The sequence below is a fragment of the Streptomyces sp. 7R007 genome (assembly GCF_054850255.1).
On record NZ_JBTWMV010000046.1, the window covers coordinates 33,512 to 58,891 of the forward strand.

The window sequence follows — 25,380 nt, forward strand, 5'->3', positions numbered from 1 at the left end:
TCGTGCCGTTCGGCGGGTGTGCCGGGACTACTTGGGGTTCTTCAGACCGAGGTTGACGAAGTCGTACATGCCGCTGTAGCCGTCCGACGTGTAGACGTTCGCCAGGTTGTCCGAGCGCCAGTTGATGAACTTCTCGAAGACGAAGGGCAGGTAGTAGCCGCCCTCCATGACCTTGTGGTTGATCTGCGTGGCGATCTTGGTCTTACCGGACTCGTCCAGCGTGTTGACGTACTGGTCGAACAGGCCGTCGATCGTCTTGTCCTTGATCAGGGCGTAGTTGTTGTTACCGCTCGGCAGGATGTACTTGCTGTCCCACAGCGGCAGACCGAAGCCCTGGACGGACGGGAAGTCCGGACCCCAGCCCATGATGATGATGCCGTAGCCCTTCTTCTTCACGTTCGAGGGGCTGCCGATGATGCCGCTGGTCTGCGAACCGTCGTACTGGTCGATCTGCGCGTTGATGCCGATCTTCTTCAGCGACGCCTGCAGGGACTGGGCGGTGGCCACCTCGACCGGCTTGTTGTTGCGGACCGCGATGGTGGTGGAGAAGCCGTTCGGCTTGCCGCAGGCCTTCAGCTCTTCCTTGGCCTTGGCGGCGTTGCCGTTCTTGTTGGCACCGGCGAGACCGTACGGGTCGTACTTCTGGCCCTCGGCGCCCGCGACGGACGGCGGGAGCATGTTGGTGCCGATGTCACCACCGGCGATGGGGCCACCGCGCGCGGTCTGCAGCGACACGTGGTCGGCGCCGTAGATGACCGCCATGCGGCAGTGGATGTTGTCGAACGGCTTCACGCTCTGCGGGAAGGTCGCGTAGCGGATGTAGCCGGAGACCGGGTTGTCCAGGTTGGCCTTGTGCTCCTTCAGGGCGGTGGTACGGCCCTGGGGCGACATGCCGGTCTGGTTGATGTCCAGGTCCAGGTCACCGCTGAGCAGACGCTGGTCGAGCTGGTTGGCGTCCGAGAAGAACGTGACCGTGATCTTGTCCGGGTACGCCTTGCGGATCGGGTCCGAGGACTGCTTCCAGTTGGGGTTGCGCACCAGGGTCAGGTTCTTGCCCGGGCTGTACGACTGGAACTTGTACGGGCCGGAGGAGAACGGGTGCAGCGTGTACTTGGACTTGGTGTCCTTGTCCTGGCGCACCGGCGAGGCCGAGACCAGGGCCAGCATCTCCTGGAAGTCCGAGTTGGCCTTCGGCAGGTGGAAGACGATGGTCTTGTCGTCCGGCGTGTCGATCGCCTTCAGACCGAGCTTGTCGGCGCTGGTGTCCTTGTACGGGCCCTTGTACTCGCCCTTCGGGTCCAGGACGTCCTTCAGGTACGTCGGACCGCCGGACAGCACGTCCTGCGCCCAGATGCGCTCGATGCCGTACTTGACGTCCTTGGACGTGATCGGCTTGCCGTCCTCCCACGTGATGCCGTCACGCAGGGTGTACGTGTAGGTCTTGCCGTCGTCCGAGACCTTGGCGAGACCGGTGGCGAGGTCCGGGGTCAGCTCGGCGCCGGCCTTGCCGGGCTCCGTCTTGTTCGTGACGAGCTGGCGGCTGTAGTAGCGCGCGAAGTTCCACATGAAGCCGTAGTAGCCGCGCGTGGTGTCCCAGAAGTCGGCGTCCTGGGCGCCGCCGAACTTCAGGGTCCCGCCCTTCTTGGCCAGCGAGGCCTGGGCGACCTTGTTGTTGGCGGCGTCGTAGCCGGCGGCACCGGTCTTCGAACCGCTGTTGTCGTCGCTGCCGCCGCCGCACGCCGCTGTGGTCAGCAGTGCGGCGACCGCAGCAGCAGCGGCCAACGCCTGCTTACGCCGCCCTGAGGTGCGTTGGGTAGTCACGATCTCGGATCCTCCGGATTTGATGAGAGACCCCGTGTAGGTGCCACGGGACGCTTGGGGTACGGCGGTTCAGCGGGAGCCCTTCGGGTCCAGCGCGTCCCGCACGCCGTCGCCGAAGAGGTTGAAGGCAAGAACGGTGATGAAGATCGCCAGACCGGGGACCACCATGTACATGGGGTCCGAGTCGTAGTAGTCGACCGCGCTGGAGAGCATCTGCCCCCAGGAGGCCGTGGGCGGCTTGACGCCCACGCCCAGGAAGCTGAGTGCCGCCTCGGTGAGGATGTTGGTGGGGATCATCATCGTCGTGTAGACGATGATCGGCGCGACGAGGTTGGGCAGCAGTTCCTTGAACAGGATGTACAGGCGCCCGGCGCCCAGCGAGCGGGCCGCCTCGACGTACTCGCGTTCGCGCATGGAGAGGGTCTGACCGCGCACCACGCGTCCGATGTACGGCCAGCCGAAGAACCCGATGACCAGGATCATCACGAACACGCGGACGCTGGAGCCGGTCAGGCCCAGCATCTCGTTCGGCATGACGGAGACCAGGGCGATCGTGAACAGCAGCTGCGGGAAGGCCAGCAGACCGTCCATGACCCGGCTGATCAGCGAGTCGACCCAGCCGCCGAAGAAACCGGCCAGGATGCCCAGGACGGTGCCCAGGACGACGGCGACCACGGCGGACAGGAAGCCGACCAGGAGGGAGACCCGGGCGCCGTAGAGGATGCGGGCGAAGATGTCGCGGCCGTTGACCGGCTCCACACCGAGCAGGTGGTCGCCGCTGATGCCGCCGAACGAGCCCTTGGGCGTGCCGAACAGGGGGTCGATCAGGTTCTCGTGGTAGACGTCCGGGTCCTGCCCGAGAAGGTTCGTGATCACCGGCGCGAGCAGGGCGACGACGATGAGAACGAGCACGACCACGCCGCCCGTGAGCGCGAGCTTGTCCCGCTTCAGGCGCTCCCAGGCGATCCGGCCCAGGGAACGCCCCTGGACGGCCTTCGCCGCCGCGCCGGCAACCGCCGCTTCCTCGGCCGCGCTCGGGGCCGCTTCCGCGGTCGGCTCGTGCAATGGTGCCGTCATCTGGCAGGGACCCCTCTCAACCGGCGGTAGCCGGCCCGCACTTGCCGCTGTAGCGGCGTGATCAGTCCTTCGTACAGAGGGTGAACGGCATGGCGAACACCATCACGAACACCCCTGGTGCGGGAGTCTTCAACGCTTTGGCGATCTGTTGCCAGACTTGGCGGTGAAAGGATGCGTAAACGTGATGCGGGCTGGGGGGTTCCGTTATCCGGACAGCGGGTAACGGGGGTCGGACGCGGACCAACCCGGACACATGCCGCACAGCGGGACGTTCCGGCGCCATCTACGCGCGAAGATCGGCCGACTCCGGTCTGGACCAGAGGCCGGTCTCAGTATGCGCCGTGCGCGGGCGGGAAGCCGTATCCGGCCACCGGCGCCTGCGCGGGAGCCGCGTGTGCCTCACGGTCGTAGAAGGGGCGCGTGTTGGCCCGCATCCACATCGCGACGGGGTCGTACTCGTCGGACATCGCCACCGTCGACACCGGCAGGCCGTCGGGCACGGCGCCGATCGACTGCTGCATCATCGCGCGGACCGAGTCGACGGCGGGCGGCGAGGTGTCGTACACGTCGAGCCCGACGGCGAGGTACGGCGCCCCGAGGGCCGGCTGGACCCAGGCGCGGCGCAGGGAGCGGACGGCCGGGGTGCGATGGGCGTTCTGCGTGAGCAGGGCGTAGAACTGGGGGACCTCGATGCCGGGCTCGGACAGCCGCAGCGGGCCGGCGGGCTGGCGGTCCAGGCCGGTCGCGATGCGGCGCAGGTCGAGCCAGGGGATGCCGACGCCGCCGCCGGGGGCGTGCGGGTTGAGCCAGAGGCCGTAGTGGTCGGGGTAGAGCGTGCGGGCCACGTCGAGGCCGCCGACCACTTCGTAGGAGCGGTTCCAACCGCTGGCGCTCAGTTCCTGGGCGGAGGTGACGCAGGGCGCGTAGCCGTAGCCGTCGACCTCCATGTTCCCGTACTGGGCGTCCGGGGAGCCGGCCTGGCCGTGCCACAGCAGCATCCAGATCTGGCCGGCGCCGGGGGTGGCGAGGGCGCGGAGGAGTGCCTCGTAGGCGTCGTAGCGCCCGGGCGTCACCTGGCGCAGCATGTGCTCGACGCTGCCGCTGAGGCTCGCGCTCACCTGTCGTACCGCCCCTTCGAAGAGTTGCCCCGCGTTGTGTGACAGCTTAAGCGCCCGGTAGCCCGGGGCTCGGTGTGCGTGCGCGTGTGCGGGCGGAGTGCGGCCCCGCGCCCCTGGTCGTGCCGCGCCTGGCGGTGTCTACAGGTGGTCCCTCGTATAGAAAGGGCGTACCTGGTCGCGCATCCAGGTGGCCACGGGGTCGTCCGTGACGTCCAGCAGGACCAGGTTGACCGGCCACTTGGTGGGGATCCTGGTGACCGCGCGCTCCAGGGCCTGGAGAGGGAGGGCCCGCAGGTCGCCCTCCCACTGGGAGAGTTCGACGCCCACGAACATCACGGGGTCGGCCGTCTCGATCGCGGCGAGGCAGCGGCGGGCCGTGACGACCACGCCGGCCCGGGCGAACTCCTCGGAGGCGGCGGCGAGGAAGTCGATCGGGTCGTCCTGCCAGTCCGGTTCGTAGAGCTTGACGCGGCCGCCGGAGGCCGGGCCGTCCAGGGGGGTGCGGCCGGCGCGGCAGAGCTCGGCCACCGCGGCCGGCGGCAGCGGGATGCCGAGCACGCCGTCGGGGTTGACGGCGATGCCGACCTGCGGGGGCAGACCGCGGGCGAACTCGACCGCCGGGGCGATGGTGTACGACATGTGGTTGCCGACGACCTGGCGGAACTGCTCCTCGGAGCTGAAGACGGGCACGTAGGCCTGGCCCTCGATCTCCAGCGTGGGCAGGTCGAGGGGGCCGCTGTGCGGGCCGCCGCCGTTGGGCAGCGGGATCCAGACGAAGCTGCGGCCCAGCACCTCGACGATCCGGCCGACGGCGGAGGGTACGCCGAGGGAGGCCGACAGCACCTCCTCCAGCTCGTTGCCGGGCCATCCGCCGTGCGGATGGGGGTGCGCCTGTGCCGGGAAGTCCGCGGGGAAGTCCGCCGCCGGGAAGTCCATCTGCCTACCGCCTGCTTGGAACCTGCTGTGGCTGCACAGGCTAACGGGTGCCGGCCGGCGTCAGCCCGTGAAGCCGATCCTGCGCAGGCCGTCCGCCGCGTCGCGGTCGAGCAGGACGGCCGTGTCGACCCCCTCGGGCAGCTCGCCGCGCTCGACGGAGCGCAGCAGACGGGCGGCGGTGGCCCGGTGGCGCAGGAAGGCGTAGCGCGAGACGCCCCGGCCGCGCTCGCGCTGGCCCCGCAGCGCGGTGTCCGGGGCGACGTCCAGCAGGAGCAGGTGCAGGCGGCCGCCGCGGCGGCGGGCGGCGCGGGCCAGCCAGCCGCGCACCCAGGGCTGCGTGCCGCAGTCGTGGACGACCACGCCCTCGCCGCCGCGCAGGGCCCGGCGCAGCCCGGCGTAGTGGGAGAGGCGGACCAGGGGGCGGTAGAGGGCGTACGGGAGGAAGCCGGGGACGCGGCGCTCCCAGCTCTCGCGGGCGTCCTGGGAGTCGATGCGCGGGCCGCGCACCGCGCGCCGCATCAGCGTGGACTTGCCGCTGCCGGGCAGGCCGGTGATCACCACCAGGTCGCGGGGGCCGAAGAGCAGGACGTGCGGGCCGCGGCCCGCGCGGTCGCGCAGATCGCGGACGACCGCTGCCGGGCGCCTGCCGGACCGCTCGCGGGCCGGGGCGGCGGGCTGCGCGGGCAGGGCGATGCCCGACGTCGTCGCGTATGCCGTCGTCCTTGTCACCGTGATCGTCCTTCCCGCGGGGGTCAGGAAAGTTTCTCCCCACTCAATGTAAAGAGACGGTAATGGACGATCTCTCGCGGTTCCGTTCGCGTCCGGCCACAGCCCTGTTACAGGTGCGGCCCTGCCGTGGGCCCCGCAGGCGTGCAATGATGTGCCCGCCAACTGCATACCGGCCGTTTGAATCCGCGCGGGAGAGTCCCCGGAGGTCCTCGCGACCCGGGGCGCCGAAGGAGCAAGTCCCTCCCTTGAATCTCTCAGGCCCCGTTACCGCGCGGGCGAGGCACATCTGAAAAGCGGACCGCCGCCCGCGGTGGTCCCACCCAAGGTGCAAGCCGTGCCCCTGTGTGGTCATGGCGAACCTCTCAGGTTCCGATGACAGATGGGGAGGAACGACCTCGTCCTCCCCCATGCTCGAACGAGCTCGCACGGGAGGTACCCCCATCGCCTTGGGAGACGACCGTCCGATGAGCAGTACCGAACCCACTGGATTGCGTCACACCGCGCTCGATGCGCTGCATCGCTCGCTCGGTGCGACGATGACCGACTTCGCCGGCTGGGACATGCCGCTGCGCTACGGCTCCGAGCGCGACGAGCACCACGCCGTGCGCACCCGCGCCGGGCTCTTCGACCTCTCCCACATGGGCGAGATCACCGTCACCGGTCCGCAGGCGGCGGCCCTTCTCGACCACGCCCTCGTCGGCAACATCGGGGGCGTGCGCGTCGGCCGCGCCCGCTACACCATGATCTGCCAGGAGGACGGCGGCATCCTCGACGACCTGATCGTCTACCGGCTCGCCGGGACCGAGTACCTGGTCGTCGCCAACGCCTCCAACGCCCAGGTGGTGCTCGACGCGCTGACCGAGCGCGCCGAGGGCTTCGCCGCAGAGGTCCGCGACGACCGCGACGCCTACGCCCTGATCGCCGTCCAGGGCCCGCAGTCCCCCGGCATCCTCGCCTCGCTCACCGACGCCGACCTCGACGGGCTGAAGTACTACGCCGGCCTGCCCGGCACGGTCGCCGGCGTCCCGGCGCTGATCGCCCGCACCGGCTACACCGGCGAGGACGGCTTCGAACTGTTCGTGAAGCCGGAGCACGCGGTGGAGCTGTGGCAGGCGCTGACCAAGGCCGGCGAGGGCGTCGGCCTGGTCCCGTGCGGGCTGTCCTGCCGGGACACGCTGCGCCTGGAGGCGGGCATGCCGCTGTACGGGCACGAGCTGTCCCGCGAGCTGACCCCCTTCGACGCCGGGCTCGGGCGGGTCGTGAAGTTCGACAAGGAGGGCGACTTCGTCGGGCGTACGGCGCTCGAGGCCGCCGCCGAGCGGGCCGCGTCGGCGCCGCCGCGCGTCCTGGTCGGCCTGGTCGCCGAGGGCCGCCGCGTCCCGCGCGCCGGGTACCCGGTCGTCGCCGGCGGCGAGGTGATCGGCGAGGTCACCTCCGGCGCCCCCTCCCCCACCCTGGGCAAGCCGATCGCCATGGCCTACGTCGACGCGGCCCACGCGGCACCGGGCACGCCCGGCGTGGGCGTCGACATCCGGGGCAGTCACGAGCCGTACGAGGTCGTGGCGCTGCCGTTCTACCGGCGCCAGAAGTAGCGACCGCAGGTGACGTCGAGCACGAGAACGCTGCTCACGTACGCCTTCCGCAGTCCCCCATTCACCAGCACTCCCCCGCGTACAGGAGAATTCAGGCCATGAGCAACCCCCAGCAGCTGCGCTACAGCAAGGAGCACGAGTGGCTGTCGGCCGCCGAGGACGGCGTCGCGACGGTCGGCATCACCGAGTTCGCGGCCAACGCGCTCGGCGACGTCGTCTACGCCCAGCTCCCCGAGGTCGGCTCGACGGTGACCGCGGGCGAGTCCTGCGGCGAGCTGGAGTCGACCAAGTCGGTCAGCGACCTGTACTCGCCGGTCAGCGGTGAGGTCACCGAGATCAACGAGGACGTCGTCAACGACCCGTCGCTGGTGAACTCCGCCCCCTTCGAGGGCGGCTGGCTGTTCAAGGTACGCGTCGCGGAGGAGCCGTCCGAGCTGCTCTCCGCCGACGAGTACACCGCCTTTTCCGCCGGCTGAGGAGTCGTAGGCCTGATGTCCGTTCTCAACACGTCCCTGCACGAGCTCGACCCGGAGGTGGCCGCGGCCGTCGACGCCGAGCTCGCGCGCCAGCAGTCCACCCTGGAGATGATCGCCTCCGAGAACTTCGCGCCGCTCGCGGTGATGGAGGCCCAGGGCTCGGTGCTGACCAACAAGTACGCCGAGGGCTACCCGGGCCGCCGCTACTACGGCGGCTGCGAGCACGTCGACGTCGCCGAGCAGATCGCGATCGACCGGGTCAAGGAGCTGTTCGGCGCCGAGTACGCCAACGTGCAGCCGCACTCGGGCGCCTCCGCCAACCAGGCCGCCCTGTTCGCGCTCGCCCAGCCCGGCGACACCATCCTGGGCCTGGACCTGGCGCACGGCGGCCACCTGACCCACGGCATGCGGCTGAACTTCTCCGGCAAGCAGTTCAACGTGGTCGCCTACCACGTCGACGCCTCCGGTCTGGTCGACATGGCCGAGGTGGAGCGGCTCGCCAAGGAGCACCGGCCGAAGGTGATCATCGCGGGCTGGTCGGCGTACCCGCGGCAGCTGGACTTCGCCGCCTTCCGCCGGATCGCCGACGAGGTCGGGGCCTACCTGTGGGTCGACATGGCGCACTTCGCGGGCCTGGTCGCGGCCGGTCTGCACGACAACCCGGTGCCCTACGCCGACGTCGTCACCTCCACCACGCACAAGACGCTCGGCGGTCCGCGCGGCGGCATCATCCTCGCCCGCGGCAAGGACTTCGCGAAGAAGCTGAACTCCTCCGTCTTCCCGGGCTTCCAGGGCGGCCCCCTGGAGCACGTGATCGCGGCGAAGGCGGTCTCCTTCAAGGTCGCGGCGAGCGAGGAGTTCAAGGAGCGCCAGCGGCGTACGGTGGAGGGTGCGCGCATCCTCGCCGAGCGGCTGACCGCGGCGGACGCCCGCGAGGCCGGCGTGAACGTCCTGTCGGGCGGCACCGACGTCCACCTGATCCTGGTCGACCTGCGCGAGAGCGAGCTGGACGGGCAGCAGGCCGAGGACCGCCTCCACGAGATCGGCATCACGGTCAACCGCAACGCCGTACCCGACGACCCGCGCCCGCCGATGGTGACCTCGGGTCTGCGGATCGGCACCCCCGCCCTCGCCACCCGCGGCTTCACCGCCGAGGACTTCGCCGAGGTCGCGGACGTCATCGCCGAGGCGCTGAAGCCGTCGTACGACCGCGAGGCGCTGAAGGTCCGGGTCCGGGCACTGGCGGACAAGCACCCGCTGTACCCCGGCATCGGCAAGTAGTTCCCCGGTGGGGGCATCCGACGACGTGTGCCCCCACCCTCTTTGGAGGAGTTCCCGTGGCCATCTCGGTCTTCGACCTGTTCTCGATCGGCATCGGCCCGTCGAGCTCCCACACCGTCGGCCCGATGCGCGCCGCCCGCATGTTCGCCCGCCGGCTGCGCAACGAGGCGCTGCTGGCGTCCACGGCCGCGGTGCGCTGTGAGCTGTACGGCTCCCTGGGCGCGACCGGCCACGGGCACGGCACGCCGAAGGCCGTCCTGCTCGGCCTGGAGGGCGACTCGCCGCGCACGGTGGACGTGGAGACCGCGGACGAACGGGTGGAGTCGATCAGGGCGGCGCAGCGGCTGCGGCTGCTCGGCGAGCACGAGATCGCCTTCGACGCCGACCAGGACCTGGTGCTGCACCGCCGCAAGGCGCTCCCCTACCACGCCAACGGCATGACGCTGTGGGCGTACGACGCCTCCGGCGCCGAGCTGCTGACGAAGACGTACTACTCGGTCGGCGGCGGTTTCGTCGTCGACGAGGACGCGGTCGGCGCGGACCGCATCAAGCTCGACGACACGGCCCTGAAGTACCCCTTCCGCACGGGCGACGAGCTGCTGCGCCAGACGAGGGAGACGGGCCTGTCGATCTCCTCGCTGATGCTGGAGAACGAGCGCGCCTGGCGCACGGAGGAGGAGATACGCGCCGGGCTGCTGGAGATCTGGCGGGTGATGCAGGCGTGCGTGTCGCGCGGCATGTCCCGCGAGGGCATCCTGCCCGGCGGGCTGCGGGTGCGCCGCCGCGCCGCCATGACGGCCCGTCAGCTGCGGGCGGAGGGCGATCCGTTGGCCCACTCCATGGAGTGGATCACGCTGTACGCGATGGCGGTCAACGAGGAGAACGCGGCGGGCGGCCGCGTCGTCACCGCCCCGACGAACGGCGCGGCGGGCATCATCCCGGCGGTCCTGCACTACTACGTCAACTTCGCGGCGGGCGGGGCCTCCGAGGCCGAGAAGGAGGACGGCGTCGTGCGGTTCCTGCTGGCCGCGGGCGCGATCGGCATGCTGTTCAAGGAGAACGCCTCCATCTCCGGCGCCGAGGTCGGCTGCCAGGGCGAGGTCGGCTCCGCCTGCTCCATGGCCGCGGGCGCCCTCGCCGAGGTCCTCGGCGGCTCGCCCGAGCAGGTGGAGAACGCGGCCGAGATCGGCATGGAGCACAACCTGGGCCTGACCTGCGACCCGGTCGGCGGCCTGGTCCAGATCCCCTGCATCGAGCGCAACGGCATGGCCGCGGTCAAGGCGGTCACCGCCGCGCGGATGGCGATGCGCGGGGACGGCTCGCACAAGGTGTCCCTCGACAAGGTCATCAAGACCATGAAGGAGACCGGCGCGGACATGTCCGTGAAGTACAAGGAGACCGCGCGGGGCGGGCTCGCGGTGAACATCATCGAGTGCTGACGGGCGCCGTCACACCGTCACACCGTCACGCCGTCCAGCGGGTGAGGTCGGCACGGACGGCCCGGATGCGGGAGTCGTCCGCGCCCGCCGCACGGCTCAGGTCGGCGGCCAGGGACGTGAGGATCTCGGCCGCGGCCGCCGGGTCCCCCGCCTCTCCGGCGAGGACGCCGTGCAGGTGGCGGTAGTAGAGGAGGTCGGCGTCGTCCGGCGGGAGCACGGACCCGGCGTCGCGGACGAGGGCGGACAGCAGACGGGCCGCCTGGTGGCGGCGGTGCTCACGCCTCGGTTCCCCGGCCGCCGTACGGACCTGGAGGGCGAAGCCGCACCGGGCGCGCAGGCCCTGTCTCGTGGCGCCGGTGCCGTGCGCCGGGTTGGCGGTGAGGGCCAGGTCGCCGCTGGCACCCACGGCGCGCTGGAGCGGCTCGGGGCGGCCGGCCGCCGGGAGCGTCACCGCCAGCCGGCGGTGCACGGTGGCCAGGTCCAGGTGGGCCGGGCCGTCCGGCACCCCCTCGCGCAGGAGGAGGAGCAGGGCCTCGGTGAAGGCGGTGGGCCGCCCGGGGTGCCCGGGCTGGTAGTCGGCCTGGCGCTTGGCCTCGGTCGCGGTGAGCAGGTGGATCCGCGACGCCTGGTCCGCCTGGAGCGCCGTACCGGAGAAGCAGCAGTCCAGGACGGCGACCCGGAACCGGGCCGGGACCCTGCGCATCGCGTCGAACACGTCACCGACGGGCAGCGACGTGGCGGCGCTGCGCGGCGACCGGTCCACGGTGCCCACCAGGGCCAGGCCCACCTGGTCGGCGCCCCGGGGCACGACCCCGTGTCCGGCGAAGTAGAAGAGCAGCACGTCGAGTTCACCGCCGTCGGCCGGCGGCGCGTGCTCGCCGGGGTGCAGCAGCAGGTCGAGGACGTCGGCGCGGGAGCCCGGGTCGATCCGGTGCCGGACGCCGTGCGGGGCGAAGTGGCCGAGGGGGCCGGTCAGCAGGTCGTGCAGGGCGGTGACACCGTGCGCGGCCTGCGGGACCGGCGTGAGGTTGCTCGGGTGGACGTGCGAGGCGGTGCCCACCAGGACGGCCCTGGTCCGCTCGGGGCGGGGCGGGAACGCGGCCCAGTCGGCGTCGCTCGTCAAGGCGCGGGGTCCTCCGGCTGCCCGGCGGCCCGGAACTCGGTGAACGCCCGCAGCGCCGCGTCGAGGTCCTGCTGGTCGGAGGTGAGCTTCGTGACCGTGCCGTCTGGCAGGGTCACCTCGAAGGCGACCGGCCGGCTCGTCGAGCGCTGCCCGAGCCAGTAGCCGAACGCGCCGACGGCCGCGCTGAGCACCGGGCCGGTGGCGGTGAGGAGCTCCACGGCGGTGGCGAGGCCGCCGAGCTTGCCGGGCGGCGGCGGGACGCTGCGCAGCCGGACCGCCTCGCGCAGGTCCTCGTCGTCGTCGAACCAGTGGGCGAGGTCGCGGACGAGGACGTCGGCGTCTTCGGGGGGCAGGGTGGCGAAGGTGACGGTCAGGGCGGGGGCGGGAGTGGGCGCGGGTGCGTCAGGGGTGGTCACGTGGTTCTCCCGTAGGTGAAACCGGGGGGTGGCGGGGGCAGGTCGGGGCCGGGGGCCGGGGGTTGCGCGCGGGGCGCGGGCGGCTCCTGTCCAGGTGTCGGGGCGAACAGCGGCGGGTGGCCGGGGACTTCGTACGGCAGGCGGAAGGCGGCCGTCGCCTCGGCGGGCGGCACGCGTTCGGACAGGGCCTGCTCGAACGGGCCGAGGGGCACGGGTACGTCCTGCTGCCGGACGCCGGGCAGCGCGACGCCGTGCAGGGTGGCGAACGACCGCCAGGCGAGCTGCCGTTCGTGGGGCGCGCGGACGGGACACACGACGGCCCGGCCGGGGCCGGGCACGGAGAGGGTCGCGGCGACCAGTTCCGCCAGGCGCGGCGGCACCGGTTCGTCGGAGGCGAGGGTGACGCGCATGCGGTGGGCCGGGGCGACGGCGGCCTCGGCGAGCAACTCCCCGTAGCGGGCGGCGGCGTGGGCGGCGAAGGGGACGGCGGGTGCCTGGTGGCCGATCGCCGGGTTGAAGCGGCCGGGCAGGGCGAGGGTGCGGTACTCGCGCAGCAGCCGCTCGACGTGGGCGTGGTCGGCGGGCGTCCAGGGCAGCGGCTCCAGGCGTACGGCGAGGACCAACGCGGCCTGCGCGCGGGCCAGTTCCGCCCACACCGGCTCCCAGTCCACCGCCTGAGCGGTGAGCGGCTCGACGGTGACCCCGAGGGGGAACGCGGCGTCCGAACGGCCGATCCGCTCCCACCTCAGCCGCTTGCGGACCTCCATCAGATGGGCGGTGCCGTCGGTGAACGGCTGGAGCGCGCGGGCGAGTTCGGCGCCGGACAGGTCAGCCGCGCGCACGTGCCGGGGCAGTGCGTCCAGCTCCTCGCGCAGTCGCCGGGCGGCACCGCGCGCGCCGGCACGATCGGCCCCCTGGGCACGGGCGAGGAGCACGCACGACAGCCCGGTGCCGGCATCCCGGCCCGCCGCGCGGGGTGTGGCGTACCGCAGCTCCCAGCAGCGGCCGTCGGCGGCCCAGCCGGCGGCGAGCCAGGCCCGTTCCCGCTCGACGACCTGCGCGCGCCGCCGCTCCTCGGGCAGTCCGAGGGCGGCGGCGTTGTCGACCAGCGCCGGGTCCGGCGCCAGCCGCACGCCGGTGCAGCACCAGGCGAGGGGGCCGGAGCCGGCGAGATCGACGTATCCGCCGGGGGCGGAGGTCACGAGGTCCAGCCGCCGCTCTGGGGGCCGTTCGGTCCCGGCGGAGGCGGCTGGACCGGCATCGACGGGAACTGGCCCGTGGTGTACGGCGCTTGAGGAGGCGGACCGGGATAGCCGCCGGTGACCTGCGGCGGCGGGTCGGCGTACGGCTGCGGATCGGACTGCTCCAGCGCGACCATCAGCCCCTCACGGCAGGCGAGATGCACGGCCTCGCGCATGGCGCGGGCGCCCTCGCTGCGCAGGATCTGGTGCTCGATCTGGTTCTTGGCCTGCAGGCTCAGCCACAGGTCGCCGAGGAACTGCCCGAGCAGTTGGTACCCCCTGCGCGAGCGCCACATCATCCAGCCCAGGTAGAGGCTGCTGCCGTACGTGAAGACGGAGATGTAGGCGACGTAGGTCCGTTCCCGCAGGACCAGCCGGCCTTGCTCCTCCCCCACGGCCAGCGGAAACCCGCGCGCCTGCAGGACCCGGCGGACGCCCAGGTAGGCCTGGTCCCGGCGGCCGTGGCGTTCGGCGAGCAGCACCCTCCACTCGGCGATCGGTTCGGGCAGCCGGGCGAACAGGATGACGACCCAGAAGACCACGATGGCCACCAGGGTCATGAACAGCCACATGCCGAACGCCGCGGTCCCCCCGACGATGAACAGGAACAGGCCGAGCACCGTCCCGACCAGATACACCAGCACCGACAGGACCAGTCCCCGCGCGAACAGGGCGAAGACCACACCTGGTCCCACCGACTCGTTGAGCTGTTCCTCGATGCCCCGGAACCGCAGTGTCTTGTCCAGATACGCGGCGTTGCCGTCCCCGCCTCTCCAGCCCGGAAGCGGATTCACCTGGCCAGTGAACATGACCAGCCCCCCTTGTCCCCTCGTGCACTTGGCAGCGGTAAGCGCTCCAACGTGTCACAGGGATGGTTCCGTCCGGCGGATATCGGAAAACCCCGCGCGCGCCCGGACGTTCTGTGTTCTCCCGGGGACTACCGACCGGTAACCGACCTCCCTTACGCTGCCGCCGAACTCGGCCCCGCTGAAAGGGAGTTGGCACATGCGCGCACTGAGACGGCTGGCGGCGCTCTGCGGCGCCGCCGCGCTGCTGCTGGTGGTACCCGGCAACGCCCACGCGGCGTCGCCGAAGTTCTCCGAGACGACGACGATCGGGACGCACAACGCGTACGACAAGAGCAAGTACACCTACTGGGCGCAGGCGCTGGACTCCGGGGCCTCGCTGCTCGAACTGGACGTGTACGCGGACAGTCTGAGCCGGCGCTGGCGGGTGAGCCACGACAAGCCGTTGTCCAACGACAACAACTGCGAGTACGCGGACCAGCCGAGCGAGTTGTACGGCCAGAACCGCAACCAGGACCTGGGCAGTTGCCTGGACAACATGGCGGCCTGGGAGCAGCTCCACCCCGACCACGCGCCGATCATCGTCAAGGTCGAGTTGAAGGTGGGCTTCAACAACAACGTCGGCCTCGGACCGGACGAGTTCGACACGCTGGTGCACCAGAAGCTGGGCGGCAGCGTGTACACGCCGGCCGACCTGCTGGGCTCGTCGTACGCCACGCTCGACGCGGCGGCGAAGGCGAACGCCTGGCCGACGCGGGACGAACTCAAGGGCAAGTTCCTCTTCGAGGTGATCCCGGGCACGGTGGAGCAGGCGAACCCGTTCGACCACTACTGGACGGACGAGGAGTACGCCGACCACCTGCGGGACCTGTACGCGGCCGGGAACATCTCCGCCGCGCAGGCCTTCCCGGCGGTGCTGGGCGCGGCGAACGGCGATCCGCGCACCCGGTACCCCGACACCACGATCCGCCCGTGGTTCGTGTTCTTCGACGGCGACGCGGCGACCTACGTCAACAACGCCTACGCCACGTCCTTCTACTCCACGAACCACTACATCCTGATCATGACGGACGCGTACAACGTGTCCCCGGCGATCTCCTCGACGGCACCGACGGACGCGGAAGTCGCCGCCCGGCTGGCGCTGTTGGCCGCCGACCACGCGAGCGTGATCACCTCGGACTGGTCGACGAAGCCGGCTTCCGTGCTGAGTTCGGCGGCGGCCAGAAGTTGACGGCTTGAAGTCTTAAGGTATGGGGAGCACCACGCGTCAACTCCTGTCCCCCCACCGGACCATGAACCGGAATCGAGCCGGAACTCCAAGGAGTCGTTCCCCCCATGCTGCGAGGCATAGACGTCAGCGCGTACCAGTCTTCCTCCTACGACACGGACGGCCTCTCCTTCGTCTTCATCAAGGCGACGGAGGGCCGTTCGTACGTCAATCCGAAGCTCGCGGCCCAGACGAAGACGGCCCGCGACGCCGGCCTGGTGGTCGGCTTCTACCACTTCCTGTGGCCCGGTCACCTCGACGCCCAGGCCGAGTACTTCGTCAAACACGCCCCCGAGAAGGCGGGCGACATCCTCGCCGTCGACTGGGAGACGACGAGCGACGGCACGCACGCGACCAACGCGGAGAAGGACCTGTTCATCCGCAAGGTCAAGGAGCTGCGGCCGAGCCACCAGGTCGTCCTCTACACGAACCGCAACTTCTGGCTCAACATCGACACGACGTCCTACTCGGGCGACGCCCTGTGGATCGCCGACTACGTGACGGCGGGCAAGCCCCGCATCAAGGCCAAGTGGCGCTTCCACCAGTACAGCAGCGAACCTCACGACAAGGACGTCGCCGACTTCGCGAGCAAGGACGCGCTGAAGGAGTGGGCGAACGGCGCGTGACGTCCGGCCGGCGTGCGTGCCGTTACGCGCGGAAGTCCGCGGGCCGTTCCGGGGTCGCCTCCGACAGGGCCTTGGTCACCGCGTCCGCGCCTGCCCGCATGCCGTAGACCGGGGTGCCGGGCTGCTGGCGCCAGGAGTCGGCCAGGGAGCCCGTGTCGACCGTGTCGAAGCCCAGTTCGTCGATGAGGGCGCGGACCTTCTGCTTGGCCCGGTCGTCGTCGCCCGCGACGGGCAGGGCCATGCGGTCGGGGGCGCCGGCGGGGCGGGGGAGGTCGAGGATGTCCTGGGCGTAGGTCTCGTTGAAGGCCTTGATGACGGTGTGGCCGAGGTGGCGGGCCGTCCAGGCGCTCTCCGTGAGGCCCTCGTCCTCGATCTCCGCGATCCGGCCGTCCCGCTGCTTCGGGTAGTAGTTGCCGGTGTCGATCACCGCGACGTCGTCCGCCGCCCCGTCGAGCAGGCCGGAGGGGAGGTCGGGGATCGCCTTCAGGGGGATCGTGACGATGACGACCTCCGCGCCCCGTGCCGCCTCCTCCACCGCCACGGGGGTCGCGCCGGTCTCCTCGGCCAGCGCGGTGAGCGTGTGCGGACCGCGCGAGTTGGCCACGGAGACGTCGTGGCCGAGGGCGGTGAGCCGCCGGGTGAGGTTGCCGCCGATGTTCCCCGCGCCGATGATGCCGATCTTCATGGCTGCCCCTTCGCAGTCTATGCGTGTGCATGCGTCTGGGGGGCGTCAACGGTGAGGGGCCGGTCGCTATTCCGGTGGCTGCGCCGAACGGGGGACGGGCTCAGACCCGGACCACGATCTTTCCCGTGTGCCGGTTCGACTCCATCGCGCGGTGCGCGTCCTGGATCCGGTCCAGGCCCTCGAAGACCTCGCCGACCTCGGGCCGGAAGCCGCCGTCCAGCAGTCCGGCGTTGAGGAAGGCGGTGGCGCGGCGGCGGCCGGCGGGGTCAGTGGTGAGGGTGTAGTTGGCGTAGGTGTGGAGGGTGAAGGGCCAGGTCCGCGGGATCTCGGCGGGGCGGGGGTCCAGCCAGCCGTAGAGCACCACGGTCCCGCCGGTCGCCAGGCCCTCCGCGAGCCCTGCGAAGCCGGGTCCGCCGATCGCGTCGAACAGCACGTCGGCGCCCCTGCCGCCGGTCAGCCGCCTGACCTCCTTGGCGACGGCCTGCGGTTCCGAGCCGCCGGTGACGATCACCTCCGCCGCCCCCAGCTCCAGCAGCCGGCGCCGCTTGTCCTCGGTGCGGGTGGCGGCCAGCGGCACCGCACCGATGCGGCGGGCCACCTGGATCGCCGCCGTGCCGACGCCGCTGGAGGCGCCCGTGATCAGGACGTGGTCGCCGGGCCGCAGACCGGCGGTCTCCAGCAGGGCGCCGTAGGCCGTCGTGTACGTCAGCCAGGCCGCGGCCCCGGTGACCGCGTCCACGGCGTCCGGGCGGCGCACCACGGCCGACTCGGGCAGGACGACCCGCTCGGCGTACACGCCCTGGGCGCTCATCTCGATGCCGGGACCGGTCGTCACCGGGTCGCCGACGGCGAGGTCGGTGACGCCCTCGCCGACCGCCTCGACGACGCCGGCGGCCTCGTAGCCGAGGCGGGAGGCGGGGAGGGCCGGCTGGTAGTAGTAAGTGCCGCTGCGGAACAGGGCCTCGGCGCGGTTGAGGCCCAGGGCCTCGACGCGGACGAGGACGTGGCCGGGCGCCGGGTCCGGGACCTCGACCTCCTCGACCGTGAGCACCTCGGGTCCGCCGATCTCATGAAAAAGCACGGTACGTGCGGTGGTTGGCATGCCGACCACGCTAGGAGGCGGCCGCGAGACGATCCATGTCCTTCTGTCTCCACTTGCTGTCCGTACGTCTTGCGCGGGCTATCGTGCGGGCATGGACGTACTCAGCGACGCCGTGCGCGCGATGCGCACCGGACGGCCGCACTCCTCGCTCCGGGACAAGTACGCGCCCTGGGGCATGCGGTTCGAGGCCTCGGAGGGGTCCGGCTTCCACGTGATGCTGCGCGGGTCGGCCTGGCTGATCCCGGCGCGGGGCGAGCCGGTGGCCCTGGGGCCCGGGGACGTGGTGTTCCTGGCGCACGGGCACGGCCACGCGCTGGCCAGCGGCCTCGACGTGCCGCTGGAGACGATACGGCCGCAGGCGGACGGCCGCTGGCCCGAACCGCCGCCCGCGCCCGCGGAGTCGACGCCGGACGCGGTCATGCTGTGCGGCGCCTACGTGATGGACCACAGCCGCGCCCACCGGCTGCTGACCGAGCTGCCGGAGGTGGTGCACCTGCCCGCCCAGGTCGGCGCGCACCCCTCCCTGCGGACGGCGCTGGAGCTGCTCGGCACGGAGCTGAAGGAGCGCCGGCCGGGTGCGGACGCCATCGTCACCTCGCTGCTGGACACTCTGCTGCTGTACATCCTGCGCGCCTGGTGGCAGGACCGGCGCGGGGATTCGGGCTGGTCGGCCGCGCTGGCCGACCCGGCGGTGGCGGCGGCGCTGCGGGCCATCCACGGCGACCCCGCGCACCCCTGGACGGTGGAGGAGCTCGGCGCCGCGGGCGGCCTGTCCCGGGCGGCCTTCGCCCGCCGCTTCACCGCGCTGGTGGGCCAGCCGCCGCTCGCCTACCTCACCTGGTGGCGGATGACGACCGCGGGCCGCCTGCTGCGCGAGGCCGACCTCGCCCTGCGCCAGGTCGCCGAACGCACCGGTTACACCTCGGAGTTCGCCTTCGCCAAGGCGTTCAAGCGCGAGTACGGGATGGCGCCGGGGCAGTACCGCCGACGCGTGTCGTAGCGCCCGCCCTCCGGGGCCTACGCCGCCAACTCCCTCAGTCGACGGGAGCGTTGCGGGACGAGCCCCGGAACGGATCCTCCAGTTCGCCCCGCAGCACCTCCGCCGCCGTCTCCGCGTCCCCCTCCGCCACCGCCCGGGCCAGCGCCTCGTGCGCCTCGTCCCCGGTGTTCGGGTCGTGGGCGCGCAGACCGGTCAGGGCGAGCAGCTCCACCAGCCCCTCCCGCAGGACCGGCGTGAACTCGGCGAACAGGTCGGCGAGCACGGGGTTGTGGGCGGCGGCGACCACGGCCGCGTGGAAGGCGATGTCGGCGTCGACGAACGCCGCGTCGTCCCCGCCGGAGGCGGCACGCCGGCCCCGCAGCGCCCGCTCGATCGCGGTGACGTCCTCCGCGGTACGGCGGTGCGCGGCGAGCCGGGCCGCGTGCACCTCGACGGCCATGCGGACCTCGTACACGTCGGTCACCGCGGCCCGCCGCAGTCGCGTGGGCCAGTCCTCGGCGGGCTCGGTGGCGGTGACGAAGACGCCGGCGCCCTGCCGCGCCTGGACCAGGCCGGCGCCGGCGAGGGTGCGCAGCGCCTCGCGGACGGTGGAGCGGCCCACGCCGAGGTCCCTGGCGAGGGTCGTCTCGCCCGGGAGCCGGGTGCCGACCGGCCAGTGCCCGCCGGTGATCTGCTCGCGCAGGCGGGCGGCGGCCTGCTCGACCAGCGGGCTCGGGCGGAGGGGGCCGAGCGGCATCGGATGCACCAACCTGTTCGGGAGTCGGCGGGGTTCACGGGAAAACCCACTTGTCTGAGGACCTGATGGGTCGCTAGCGTACCGGCATGATCTTCCGCGGTCTCCTCCTCGGCTGCCGCGGCGGGGCCTGACGCGACCGGCACCCCGCCGCGGGTCGCCGTGCTGCCGGTCCGCACCGTCCGACCGAGCCGAAGGCAGTGACCGCCGATGCAGGCCGTCTGGAACCCCCAGCGCCCCAGCCCGATGCCGTACCACCGCTACCGCCCCTACCAGGACCGCGTGCACGTTCCCGCCGACGACCGGAGCTGGCCCTCCGCCCGGATCGAGCGCGCCCCCCTCTGGGTCCCCGTCGACCTGCGCGACGGCAACCAGGCCCTCGCCGAACCGATGGACACCCCCCGCAAGCGCCGCTTCTTCGACCTGCTGGTGGCGACGGGCTTCAAGGAGATCGAGGTCGGCTACCCCTCCGCCAGCCGCACCGACTTCGACTTCGTACGGCACCTGGTGACCACCGGCGCCGTCCCCGGCGACGTCACCCCCGTCGTGTTCACCCCGGCCCGGCCGGAGCTGATCGACCGGACCTTCGACGCGATCGAGGGGCTGGAGCGGGCCGTGGTGCACCTGTACATCGCCACCTCGCCGGTGTGGCGGGAGACCGTGCTGCGCCAGGACCGGCACGAGATCGAGAAGACCGTCCGGGAAGCCGCCGCGCATATGGCGCGCCGGGCCGGGGACGCCCCCGGCATCCGCTTCCAGTTCTCCCCCGAGACCTTCAACCTCACCGAACCCGACTTCGTCCTCGAACTGTGCGACGGGCTCACCGAGTTGTGGGACGCGAGCCCCGACCGCCCGGTGACCCACAACCTGCCCGCGACGGTCGAGATCGCCACCCCGAACGTCTACGCCGACCAGATCGAGTACGCCCACCGCCATCTCGCCCGCCGCGACGCGGTCGTGCTGTCCGTCCACCCGCACAACGACCGCGGCACCGGCGTCGCCTGCGCCGAACTCGCCGTGCTGGCCGGCGCCCAGCGCGTGGAGGGCTGCCTGTTCGGCAACGGCGAGCGCACCGGCAACGTCGACCTGGTGACCCTCGCGTTGAACCTGTACGTCCAAGGGGTCGACCCCATGCTGGACTTCCGCGACATCGACGCGGTCAAGGAGACCGTCGAGCACTGCAACCGGCTGCCCGTCCACCCCCGCCATCCGTATGCCGGCGACCTGGTCCACACGGCGTTCTCCGGCACCCACCAGGACGCGATCGGCAAGGGACTCGCCCGGCACACGCGCAGGGCACGGGAGTCGGGGGTGGCGCCGGAGCGGGCGCCGTGGTCGGTGCCGTATCTGCCGATCGACCCGGCCGACGTGGGGCGCTCCTACGAGGCCGTCATCCGGGTCAACTCCCAGTCCGGCAAGGGCGGAGTGGCCTACCTGCTGCGCACCCGCCACGGCGTCGACCTGCCGCCGCGCATGCGGCCGGACTTCTCGCGGGTCGTGCAGGAGGCGACCGACGACAGCGGCCGGGAGGTCACGCCGGAGGAGCTGTACGACCTGTTCCGGGCGACCTACCTGGCCGAGGGCGCCGTACGCCTGCACGCCTGGTCCGCGCACGAGGAGGCACCCGGCGTGCACCGCTTCGTGTGCACGCTGGAGGCGGGCGAGCGCACCGGCGACTACGAGGGCACGGGCGCGGGCGAGCCGACCGCGTTCGTGGACGCGCTGGCCGGCGCCGGACTCGCCGTCGAGGTGCTGGACTTCGCGCAGGACGGGACGGCGGCCTTCGCCGAGTGCCGGGTCGACGGCGTCACCGCCTGGGGCGCGGGAACGGGCCCGGCGGCGGCCGTGCACGCGGTGCTGTCCGCGGTGAACCGGGCGGTGCGGTGAGCGAGGTACTGCGCGCCGAGGACGTGCACGTCGTACGGGACGGCCGGCCGATCCTCCAGGAGGTCTCGCTGACCGTCCGCGCGGGCGAGCACTGGGCGCTGCTCGGAGCCAACGGCGCGGGCAAGTCGACGCTGCTGAGCCTGCTCGGCGCGCTCGTCCACCCGACCCGGGGCACGGTGGAGGTGCTGGGCCGGCGGCTCGGCCGGGTCGACCTGCGCGAGTTGCGGTCGTACGTCGGCCACGTCGACCCGCGCCATCCGCTGACCGAGCCGCTGCGGGTGCGGGACGTGGTCCTGACCGGGCTGACCAACTCCGTGGCCCTGCTGCCCCGTTGGCGGCCGACGCCGGAGCAGTTGGAGCGTGCGGACCGGCTGATCGGCACGCTCGGTCTCGCCGACCGGGCGGACGCCCGCTGGCCGACGCTCTCGCAGGGCCAGCGCGGCCGGACCCTGATCGCCCGGGCGCTGATGCCCGAGCCCCGGCTGCTCCTGCTGGACGAACCGGCCACGGGGCTCGACCTGCCGGGCCGGGAACGGCTGCTCAGCGCGCTGGACGCGCTGCGCGAAGAGCACCCGGCGCTCGCGACGGTGCTGGTCACCCACCATCTGGAGGAGCTCCCGGCCGGCACCACCCACGCCCTGCTGCTGCGCGAGGGCCGCGTCCTCGCGCAGGGGCCGGCGGACCGCGTCCTCACCGGTGACCAGGTCGGCAAGTGCTTCGACCTGCCGCTGACGCTTCAGCGGCAGGAGGGCCGCTGGAGCGTGCGGATCCGGCGCCGGACATGACAAAGGGGCGCCGGCGCCCGTCGCGCCGGCGCCCCTTCCGCGGAGCGTCAGAGCGTCACTTGTTCAGGTACGCCCAGAACTCGTCGAACGACAGGACCTTGTCGCCGTTGAGGTCACGGGCCTTGATGATCACCTCGGCGACCGACTCGGTGACGTTCCAGTCGCCCCCCTGGGCCAGAGCGGTCTTGAACTCGGCGGCGGTGATGAACCCGTCGCCGTCGGTGTCGATCCGCTGGAACTCCTTGCGCGCTGCTTCGATGTCGGCCACCGATCCGCCCCTTTTGTTCATGTTTCCGATGCCGTGCTGGCGTACTGACGCAGGTCAGACTAACCGTCCCCGCGCGCTTCCAGCGCGGCGCCCACCCAGGCGAACTCCTCGGCGTAGGTGCGCACGGGCGCACCCTTGAGAACGCCGAGCAGTTCGCGGTAGCGGGCGAGGCGCGGGTTGTGGGTGGCCCGGATGCGTTCGAGGACCGCGGCGCGGTCGGTGTCGCCGAACAGGTCCCGCAGCACCTGCTCGGCCTCCGGCGCCTCGGGCGCGATCCCGCGCTCCCGCGCCTCGCCCACCTGCTCCACCAGCCGCCTGGCGAACCACCGGGACGCCCCGGCGGGCGTGTCGGCCGCACGGCCGGCGTGGTTGAGCTCGGCCGCCCTGCGCATCTGCGCCTTGAACTCCGGGTCCTGCACCATCTCCGCCAGCTCCACCCAGGCGTCCACCTGCTCGGGCGTCGGGTCGTCGGGCAGGTTCACGGCGGTGTTGCGCATCCGTTCGCGGATGTCCGGGTCGGCGAGGTCGAGGCCGTGGAACATCTCCTCCACGAACTCCTCCATGATCCGCCTGCGCTCGGCCGCCGACAGCCGTGCGAGTTTGTTCATCAGGGTCATCTCCTCTGCGGTCGAGCCGCGTCGCGCCACGGACGACAGCACCGCACGGGTCACCTTCAGCGTGCTGATCCGCGCGTCCAGCGCCACCACATGGGCCGCCGCGACCTCCGCCACGGTCCGCTCCCCGGCCAGCACCCTGCGCACGTCGTCCAGGCCGAGGCCCAGTTCGCGCAGGGTGCGGATCAGCTCCAGGCGGGCGACGCAGGCGGCGTCGTAGAGCCGGTAGCCGCCCGTGGAGCGGGCGACGGGGGTCAGGACGCCCTCGTCGGACCAGTAGCGGATCGTGCGCACGGTCAGTCCGGTCGACCTGGCCAGCTCGCCGATGGTGAAAAGTCCGGTGCCGTTCTCGATCATGTGTGTGAGTCTGGGCCTTCCAGTGGGTGGAGACTCAAGGAGCGCGATGGAGACGTTGCGGGACATTCTCGACGCGGCCGCGCGGGGTGTCTTCCCGCCGGCGGACGGCCGTACGACGGTCGTACCGCAGGACTCCGCCCGGGACGCGGGGGTCCTGGCCTTCACCGCGCACTCGGTGGTGTTCACCGACGAGGACCCGCGGTGGGTGCGGGACACCCTGCGCGCCACGGACTGCGACACGTTGGCGGCGCCCATGAACCCGCGCTTCCTGGCGGCCCTCATGGACCGCACGGGGCGCCGGGCCGAGACGATCGACGCGATGCTGGTGGCCTCCCCGCTGCCGGGCGAGCCGCCCCTCGCGCTGAAGGAGATCGAGGACGCCGGCCACGCGCGCGTCGTCTACGCCCGCCGCCGGCGCGACGAGGTGCGCGCGTGGACGGCGGACGGCGCGGTGCTGGTGACGGGACGCGGGATCGGCGGGCGGCTGGAGGTCTCGGTGGAGGTGGACGAGGACGTACGGCACCGGGGCCTGGGCCGCCTGCTGGTGACCGCCGCCCGCCATCTGGTCGCCGAGCCGCTGTGGGCGCAGGTCGCCCCGGGGAACGCGCGCAGCATGCGGGCGTTCCAGGCGGCGGGCTACCGTCCCGTCGGCTCCGAGGCGCTGCTTCTGCGCTGAGCGCGGCTCAGCGGAAGATGCCGGTGTGGCCGAGCGAGTAGCGGCCGGGCTGGGGATACACCGCGAGGCCGTGCGGGCCGCTGCCGACCTTGATGCGGGCCAGCTGCTCGCCGGTGCGGGTGTCGATGGCGTAGACCTCGGAGTTGTAGCGGCCCGACAGCCACAGCACCTTGCCGTCGGCCGAGACGCCGCCCATGTCGGGGCTGCCGCCGTCGGGCAGGTGCCACTTCCTGGTGACCTTGTTCCGGGCGAAGTCGAAGACGGAGACGGTGCCCTCGCCCCGGTTGGAGACGTACATCTCGCGGGAGTCGCGGCTGACGTAGAGGCCGTGGCAGCCCTTGCCGGTGGGCAGGAAGGAGGGCTTGGCGAAGGTGTCGCCGTCGAGGACCCACATGCCGTCGGCCATCATGTCGGCGATGTAGAACCGCCTGCCGTCCGGCGAGATCTTCACGTCCTGCGGCATCGCGCCGTGGAAGGGCAGCTTCTGCTGGCCGACGACCTCCATCTTCTCGGTGTCGACCTTGAGCAGTTCGCCGCTGAACTCGCAGGAGACGATGAAGTAGCGGCCGTCCGCCGAGAAGTCGGCGTGGTTGACGCCGTAGCAGCCGACCGGGACGGTCTTGACGACGTTCATGGTGTGCGCGTCGCGAAAGACGAGTTGGCGGTCGAGCGAGGCCATCACGACGGCGTATCTGCCGTCGGGCGTGAAGTAGAGGTTGTAGGGGTCGTGGACGTCGACCGGCCTGCCGGCCTTCCCGGTGCGCGGGTCGATGGGGGTGAGGGTGTTGCCCCGGTCGTTGTTGACCCACAGCGTCTTCAAGTCCCAGGAGGGGACGACGTGTTGGGGCTGGACGCCGACCGGGATGGTCTCGACGACCCGGTACGTCTTGGGGTCGATGACCGAGACCGTGTCGGAGTTGGTGTTGGGCACGTAGACCCGGGAGGGGAAGTCGCGGACCACCGGGGAGAGCCGGTTCGGGCGGTCGGCGGCGTAGACGTCCTTCGGGTCCAGGACGGGGGGCATGCCGGGCAGGCCCTGGGCCGTCTTCTTCACCGGGGCGGGCCGGACCGGGGCCTTGCTGCCCAGGGCCTCGTCGGCGTGGCCGTGGGCGCCGCAGGCGGCGAGGGTGGTGGTGAGGGCGACGGCCGCGAGCAGGGTGCGGGTGACGGGGTGCATCAGTTGAACAACTCCGTGGTGGTCACCGCGGACAGCCCGCGGCGGTCGAGTTCTTCCAGTACGGCGGGGAGGGCGGCGACCGTGTCGGCGTACCCGAAGTGCAGGCTCACCACGGAGCCGGCGCGGACCTCGCCGAGGACCGTGCGGG

Annotated in this window: 25 protein-coding genes, 1 pseudogene and 2 riboswitches; of the genes and pseudogenes, 10 read left to right on the plus strand and 16 right to left on the minus strand. The window is 71.9% G+C overall.

The features are described from left to right. Positions 1–27: 27 nt before the first annotated feature. The 5 genes from ACYF6T_RS36265 to ACYF6T_RS36285 form a co-directional block, all read right to left on the minus strand. Positions 28–1,821, minus strand: a complete 1,794-nt coding sequence (locus ACYF6T_RS36265; protein ID WP_461701911.1) for an ABC transporter substrate-binding protein — start codon at positions 1,819–1,821, stop codon at positions 28–30. Between the two features lie 69 nt (positions 1,822–1,890). Beyond that, positions 1,891–2,898 carry an ABC transporter permease gene (locus tag ACYF6T_RS36270; protein WP_461701912.1) on the minus strand — a complete coding sequence of 336 codons (1,008 nt, stop codon included), beginning with the start codon at positions 2,896–2,898 and terminating at the stop codon, positions 1,891–1,893. A 329-nt stretch (positions 2,899–3,227) separates the two neighbouring features. Continuing rightward, positions 3,228–3,983: an enhanced serine sensitivity protein SseB C-terminal domain-containing protein gene (locus tag ACYF6T_RS36275; RefSeq protein WP_461701936.1), complete on the minus strand. Its 756-nt coding sequence runs from the start codon at positions 3,981–3,983 to the stop codon at positions 3,228–3,230. 171 nt (positions 3,984–4,154) lie between these two features. Then, positions 4,155–4,952, minus strand: coding sequence for an enhanced serine sensitivity protein SseB (locus ACYF6T_RS36280; RefSeq protein ID WP_461701913.1), 798 nt, complete (start codon positions 4,950–4,952; stop codon positions 4,155–4,157). Between the two features lie 60 nt (positions 4,953–5,012). After that, the gene (locus ACYF6T_RS36285) at positions 5,013–5,687 is read right to left on the minus strand and encodes an AAA family ATPase (protein WP_461701937.1); all 675 of its coding nucleotides are present in this window, start codon (positions 5,685–5,687) and stop codon (positions 5,013–5,015) included. Between the two features lie 172 nt (positions 5,688–5,859). Then, a riboswitch (glycine riboswitch) is annotated at positions 5,860–5,961 on the plus strand. Beyond that, positions 5,962–6,070: riboswitch (glycine riboswitch) on the plus strand. A 75-nt stretch (positions 6,071–6,145) separates the two neighbouring features. Between ACYF6T_RS36285 and gcvT the strand changes: the two genes are divergently transcribed. The 4 genes from gcvT to ACYF6T_RS36305 all read left to right on the plus strand — a co-directional run bounded on the left by gcvT (position 6,146) and on the right by ACYF6T_RS36305 (position 10,469). Continuing rightward, entirely contained in the window at positions 6,146–7,273 is a 1,128-nt protein-coding gene (gcvT, locus tag ACYF6T_RS36290) for a glycine cleavage system aminomethyltransferase GcvT (protein WP_461701914.1), read from the plus strand. A 98-nt stretch (positions 7,274–7,371) separates the two neighbouring features. Continuing rightward, a complete protein-coding gene (gcvH, locus tag ACYF6T_RS36295; protein ID WP_461701915.1) occupies positions 7,372–7,749 on the plus strand; it encodes a glycine cleavage system protein GcvH in 378 nt (125 codons plus the stop codon). 15 nt (positions 7,750–7,764) lie between these two features. After that, positions 7,765–9,030, plus strand: coding sequence for a serine hydroxymethyltransferase (gene glyA, locus ACYF6T_RS36300; RefSeq protein ID WP_461701916.1), 1,266 nt, complete (start codon positions 7,765–7,767; stop codon positions 9,028–9,030). Between the two features lie 56 nt (positions 9,031–9,086). Continuing rightward, complete coding sequence (locus ACYF6T_RS36305; RefSeq protein WP_461701918.1) at positions 9,087–10,469, plus strand: L-serine ammonia-lyase; 1,383 nt, start codon at positions 9,087–9,089, stop codon at positions 10,467–10,469. A gap of 25 nt (positions 10,470–10,494) precedes the next feature. Here ACYF6T_RS36305 and ACYF6T_RS36310 read toward each other — a convergent pair whose 3' ends face one another. The 4 genes from ACYF6T_RS36310 to ACYF6T_RS36325 are packed head-to-tail and all read right to left on the minus strand — an operon-like array spanning position 10,495 to position 14,058. Further along, complete coding sequence (locus ACYF6T_RS36310) at positions 10,495–11,592, minus strand: caspase, EACC1-associated type (RefSeq protein WP_461701919.1); 1,098 nt, start codon at positions 11,590–11,592, stop codon at positions 10,495–10,497. Next, positions 11,589–12,008, minus strand: a complete 420-nt coding sequence (locus tag ACYF6T_RS36315) for an effector-associated constant component EACC1 (RefSeq protein ID WP_461701920.1) — start codon at positions 12,006–12,008, stop codon at positions 11,589–11,591. Before ACYF6T_RS36315 ends, ACYF6T_RS36310 begins: the two co-directional genes overlap by 4 nt. Next, positions 12,005–13,210, minus strand: coding sequence for a hypothetical protein (locus ACYF6T_RS36320; protein WP_461701921.1), 1,206 nt, complete (start codon positions 13,208–13,210; stop codon positions 12,005–12,007). The genes ACYF6T_RS36315 and ACYF6T_RS36320 overlap by 4 nt, the downstream gene beginning before the upstream one ends. Continuing rightward, positions 13,207–14,058: a hypothetical protein gene (locus ACYF6T_RS36325; protein WP_461701922.1), complete on the minus strand. Its 852-nt coding sequence runs from the start codon at positions 14,056–14,058 to the stop codon at positions 13,207–13,209. The genes ACYF6T_RS36320 and ACYF6T_RS36325 overlap by 4 nt, the downstream gene beginning before the upstream one ends. A gap of 196 nt (positions 14,059–14,254) precedes the next feature. On the opposite strand from ACYF6T_RS36325, the gene ACYF6T_RS36330 reads away from it, so the two are divergent. Then, positions 14,255–15,286 (plus strand): phosphatidylinositol-specific phospholipase C domain-containing protein, encoded by a 1,032-nt coding sequence (locus ACYF6T_RS36330; protein WP_461701923.1) that lies wholly within the window; start codon positions 14,255–14,257, stop codon positions 15,284–15,286. Positions 15,287–15,390: 104 nt separating this feature from the next. Beyond that, a complete protein-coding gene (locus ACYF6T_RS36335) occupies positions 15,391–15,948 on the plus strand; it encodes a glycoside hydrolase family 25 protein (RefSeq protein WP_461701924.1) in 558 nt (185 codons plus the stop codon). Positions 15,949–15,970: 22 nt separating this feature from the next. On the opposite strand, the gene ACYF6T_RS36340 is transcribed toward ACYF6T_RS36335, so the two are convergent. Beyond that, positions 15,971–16,654 carry an NADPH-dependent F420 reductase gene (locus ACYF6T_RS36340; RefSeq protein WP_461701939.1) on the minus strand — a complete coding sequence of 228 codons (684 nt, stop codon included), beginning with the start codon at positions 16,652–16,654 and terminating at the stop codon, positions 15,971–15,973. Between the two features lie 79 nt (positions 16,655–16,733). Further along, positions 16,734–17,735, minus strand: a complete 1,002-nt coding sequence (locus tag ACYF6T_RS36345) for a zinc-dependent alcohol dehydrogenase family protein (RefSeq protein ID WP_461701925.1) — start codon at positions 17,733–17,735, stop codon at positions 16,734–16,736. Between the two features lie 91 nt (positions 17,736–17,826). Here ACYF6T_RS36345 and ACYF6T_RS36350 point away from each other — a divergent pair, with 91 nt between their 5' ends. Then, positions 17,827–18,735: an AraC family transcriptional regulator gene (locus tag ACYF6T_RS36350; protein ID WP_461701926.1), complete on the plus strand. Its 909-nt coding sequence runs from the start codon at positions 17,827–17,829 to the stop codon at positions 18,733–18,735. A gap of 34 nt (positions 18,736–18,769) precedes the next feature. On the opposite strand, the gene ACYF6T_RS36355 is transcribed toward ACYF6T_RS36350, so the two are convergent. Continuing rightward, positions 18,770–19,471, minus strand: a complete 702-nt coding sequence (locus tag ACYF6T_RS36355; protein WP_461701927.1) for a FadR/GntR family transcriptional regulator — start codon at positions 19,469–19,471, stop codon at positions 18,770–18,772. A gap of 207 nt (positions 19,472–19,678) precedes the next feature. On the opposite strand from ACYF6T_RS36355, the gene ACYF6T_RS36360 reads away from it, so the two are divergent. Both ACYF6T_RS36360 and ACYF6T_RS36365 read left to right on the plus strand, forming a co-directional pair. After that, complete coding sequence (locus ACYF6T_RS36360; RefSeq protein ID WP_461701928.1) at positions 19,679–21,355, plus strand: 2-isopropylmalate synthase; 1,677 nt, start codon at positions 19,679–19,681, stop codon at positions 21,353–21,355. Continuing rightward, on the plus strand, positions 21,352–22,140 hold the full coding sequence (locus ACYF6T_RS36365) for an ABC transporter ATP-binding protein (protein ID WP_461701930.1): 789 nt from the start codon (positions 21,352–21,354) through the stop codon (positions 22,138–22,140). The genes ACYF6T_RS36360 and ACYF6T_RS36365 overlap by 4 nt, the downstream gene beginning before the upstream one ends. Positions 22,141–22,195: 55 nt before the next feature. On the opposite strand, the gene ACYF6T_RS36370 is transcribed toward ACYF6T_RS36365, so the two are convergent. Further along, positions 22,196–22,408: an EF-hand domain-containing protein gene (locus ACYF6T_RS36370; protein WP_115905780.1), complete on the minus strand. Its 213-nt coding sequence runs from the start codon at positions 22,406–22,408 to the stop codon at positions 22,196–22,198. 59 nt (positions 22,409–22,467) lie between these two features. Beyond that, positions 22,468–23,379, minus strand: a complete 912-nt coding sequence (locus ACYF6T_RS36375) for a MerR family transcriptional regulator (RefSeq protein ID WP_461701932.1) — start codon at positions 23,377–23,379, stop codon at positions 22,468–22,470. Positions 23,380–23,425: 46 nt separating this feature from the next. Between ACYF6T_RS36375 and ACYF6T_RS36380 the strand changes: the two genes are divergently transcribed. Further along, the gene (locus tag ACYF6T_RS36380) at positions 23,426–24,055 is read left to right on the plus strand and encodes a GNAT family N-acetyltransferase (RefSeq protein ID WP_461701934.1); all 630 of its coding nucleotides are present in this window, start codon (positions 23,426–23,428) and stop codon (positions 24,053–24,055) included. A 7-nt stretch (positions 24,056–24,062) separates the two neighbouring features. On the opposite strand, the gene ACYF6T_RS36385 is transcribed toward ACYF6T_RS36380, so the two are convergent. Both ACYF6T_RS36385 and ACYF6T_RS36390 read right to left on the minus strand, forming a co-directional pair. After that, positions 24,063–25,232: a YVTN family beta-propeller repeat protein gene (locus ACYF6T_RS36385; RefSeq protein WP_461701935.1), complete on the minus strand. Its 1,170-nt coding sequence runs from the start codon at positions 25,230–25,232 to the stop codon at positions 24,063–24,065. Continuing rightward, positions 25,232–25,380: pseudogene (locus ACYF6T_RS36390) on the minus strand (polysaccharide deacetylase family protein); the annotation flags it as partial. The pseudogene ACYF6T_RS36390 and the gene ACYF6T_RS36385, both read right to left, overlap by 1 nt.

What these genes read in the sequence shown, in the direction of transcription:
- ACYF6T_RS36270 (WP_461701912.1), bottom strand. Translation starts at nt 2,898, where the DNA reads ATGACGGCACCATTGCACGAGCCGACCGCGGAAGCGGCCCCGAGCGCG.
- ACYF6T_RS36275 (WP_461701936.1), bottom strand. Translation starts at nt 3,983, where the DNA reads ATGCTGCGCCAGGTGACGCCCGGGCGCTACGACGCCTACGAGGCACTC.
- ACYF6T_RS36280 (WP_461701913.1), bottom strand. Translation starts at nt 4,952, where the DNA reads ATGGACTTCCCGGCGGCGGACTTCCCCGCGGACTTCCCGGCACAGGCG.
- gcvT (WP_461701914.1), top strand. Translation starts at nt 6,146, where the DNA reads ATGAGCAGTACCGAACCCACTGGATTGCGTCACACCGCGCTCGATGCG.
- gcvH (WP_461701915.1), top strand. Translation starts at nt 7,372, where the DNA reads ATGAGCAACCCCCAGCAGCTGCGCTACAGCAAGGAGCACGAGTGGCTG.
- glyA (WP_461701916.1), top strand. Translation starts at nt 7,765, where the DNA reads ATGTCCGTTCTCAACACGTCCCTGCACGAGCTCGACCCGGAGGTGGCC.
- ACYF6T_RS36325 (WP_461701922.1), bottom strand. Translation starts at nt 14,058, where the DNA reads ATGTTCACTGGCCAGGTGAATCCGCTTCCGGGCTGGAGAGGCGGGGAC.
- ACYF6T_RS36330 (WP_461701923.1), top strand. Translation starts at nt 14,255, where the DNA reads ATGCGCGCACTGAGACGGCTGGCGGCGCTCTGCGGCGCCGCCGCGCTG.
- ACYF6T_RS36335 (WP_461701924.1), top strand. Translation starts at nt 15,391, where the DNA reads ATGCTGCGAGGCATAGACGTCAGCGCGTACCAGTCTTCCTCCTACGAC.
- ACYF6T_RS36345 (WP_461701925.1), bottom strand. Translation starts at nt 17,735, where the DNA reads ATGCCAACCACCGCACGTACCGTGCTTTTTCATGAGATCGGCGGACCC.
- ACYF6T_RS36350 (WP_461701926.1), top strand. Translation starts at nt 17,827, where the DNA reads ATGGACGTACTCAGCGACGCCGTGCGCGCGATGCGCACCGGACGGCCG.
- ACYF6T_RS36355 (WP_461701927.1), bottom strand. Translation starts at nt 19,471, where the DNA reads ATGCCGCTCGGCCCCCTCCGCCCGAGCCCGCTGGTCGAGCAGGCCGCC.
- ACYF6T_RS36360 (WP_461701928.1), top strand. Translation starts at nt 19,679, where the DNA reads ATGCAGGCCGTCTGGAACCCCCAGCGCCCCAGCCCGATGCCGTACCAC.
- ACYF6T_RS36375 (WP_461701932.1), bottom strand. Translation starts at nt 23,379, where the DNA reads ATGATCGAGAACGGCACCGGACTTTTCACCATCGGCGAGCTGGCCAGG.
- ACYF6T_RS36380 (WP_461701934.1), top strand. Translation starts at nt 23,426, where the DNA reads ATGGAGACGTTGCGGGACATTCTCGACGCGGCCGCGCGGGGTGTCTTC.
- ACYF6T_RS36385 (WP_461701935.1), bottom strand. Translation starts at nt 25,232, where the DNA reads ATGCACCCCGTCACCCGCACCCTGCTCGCGGCCGTCGCCCTCACCACC.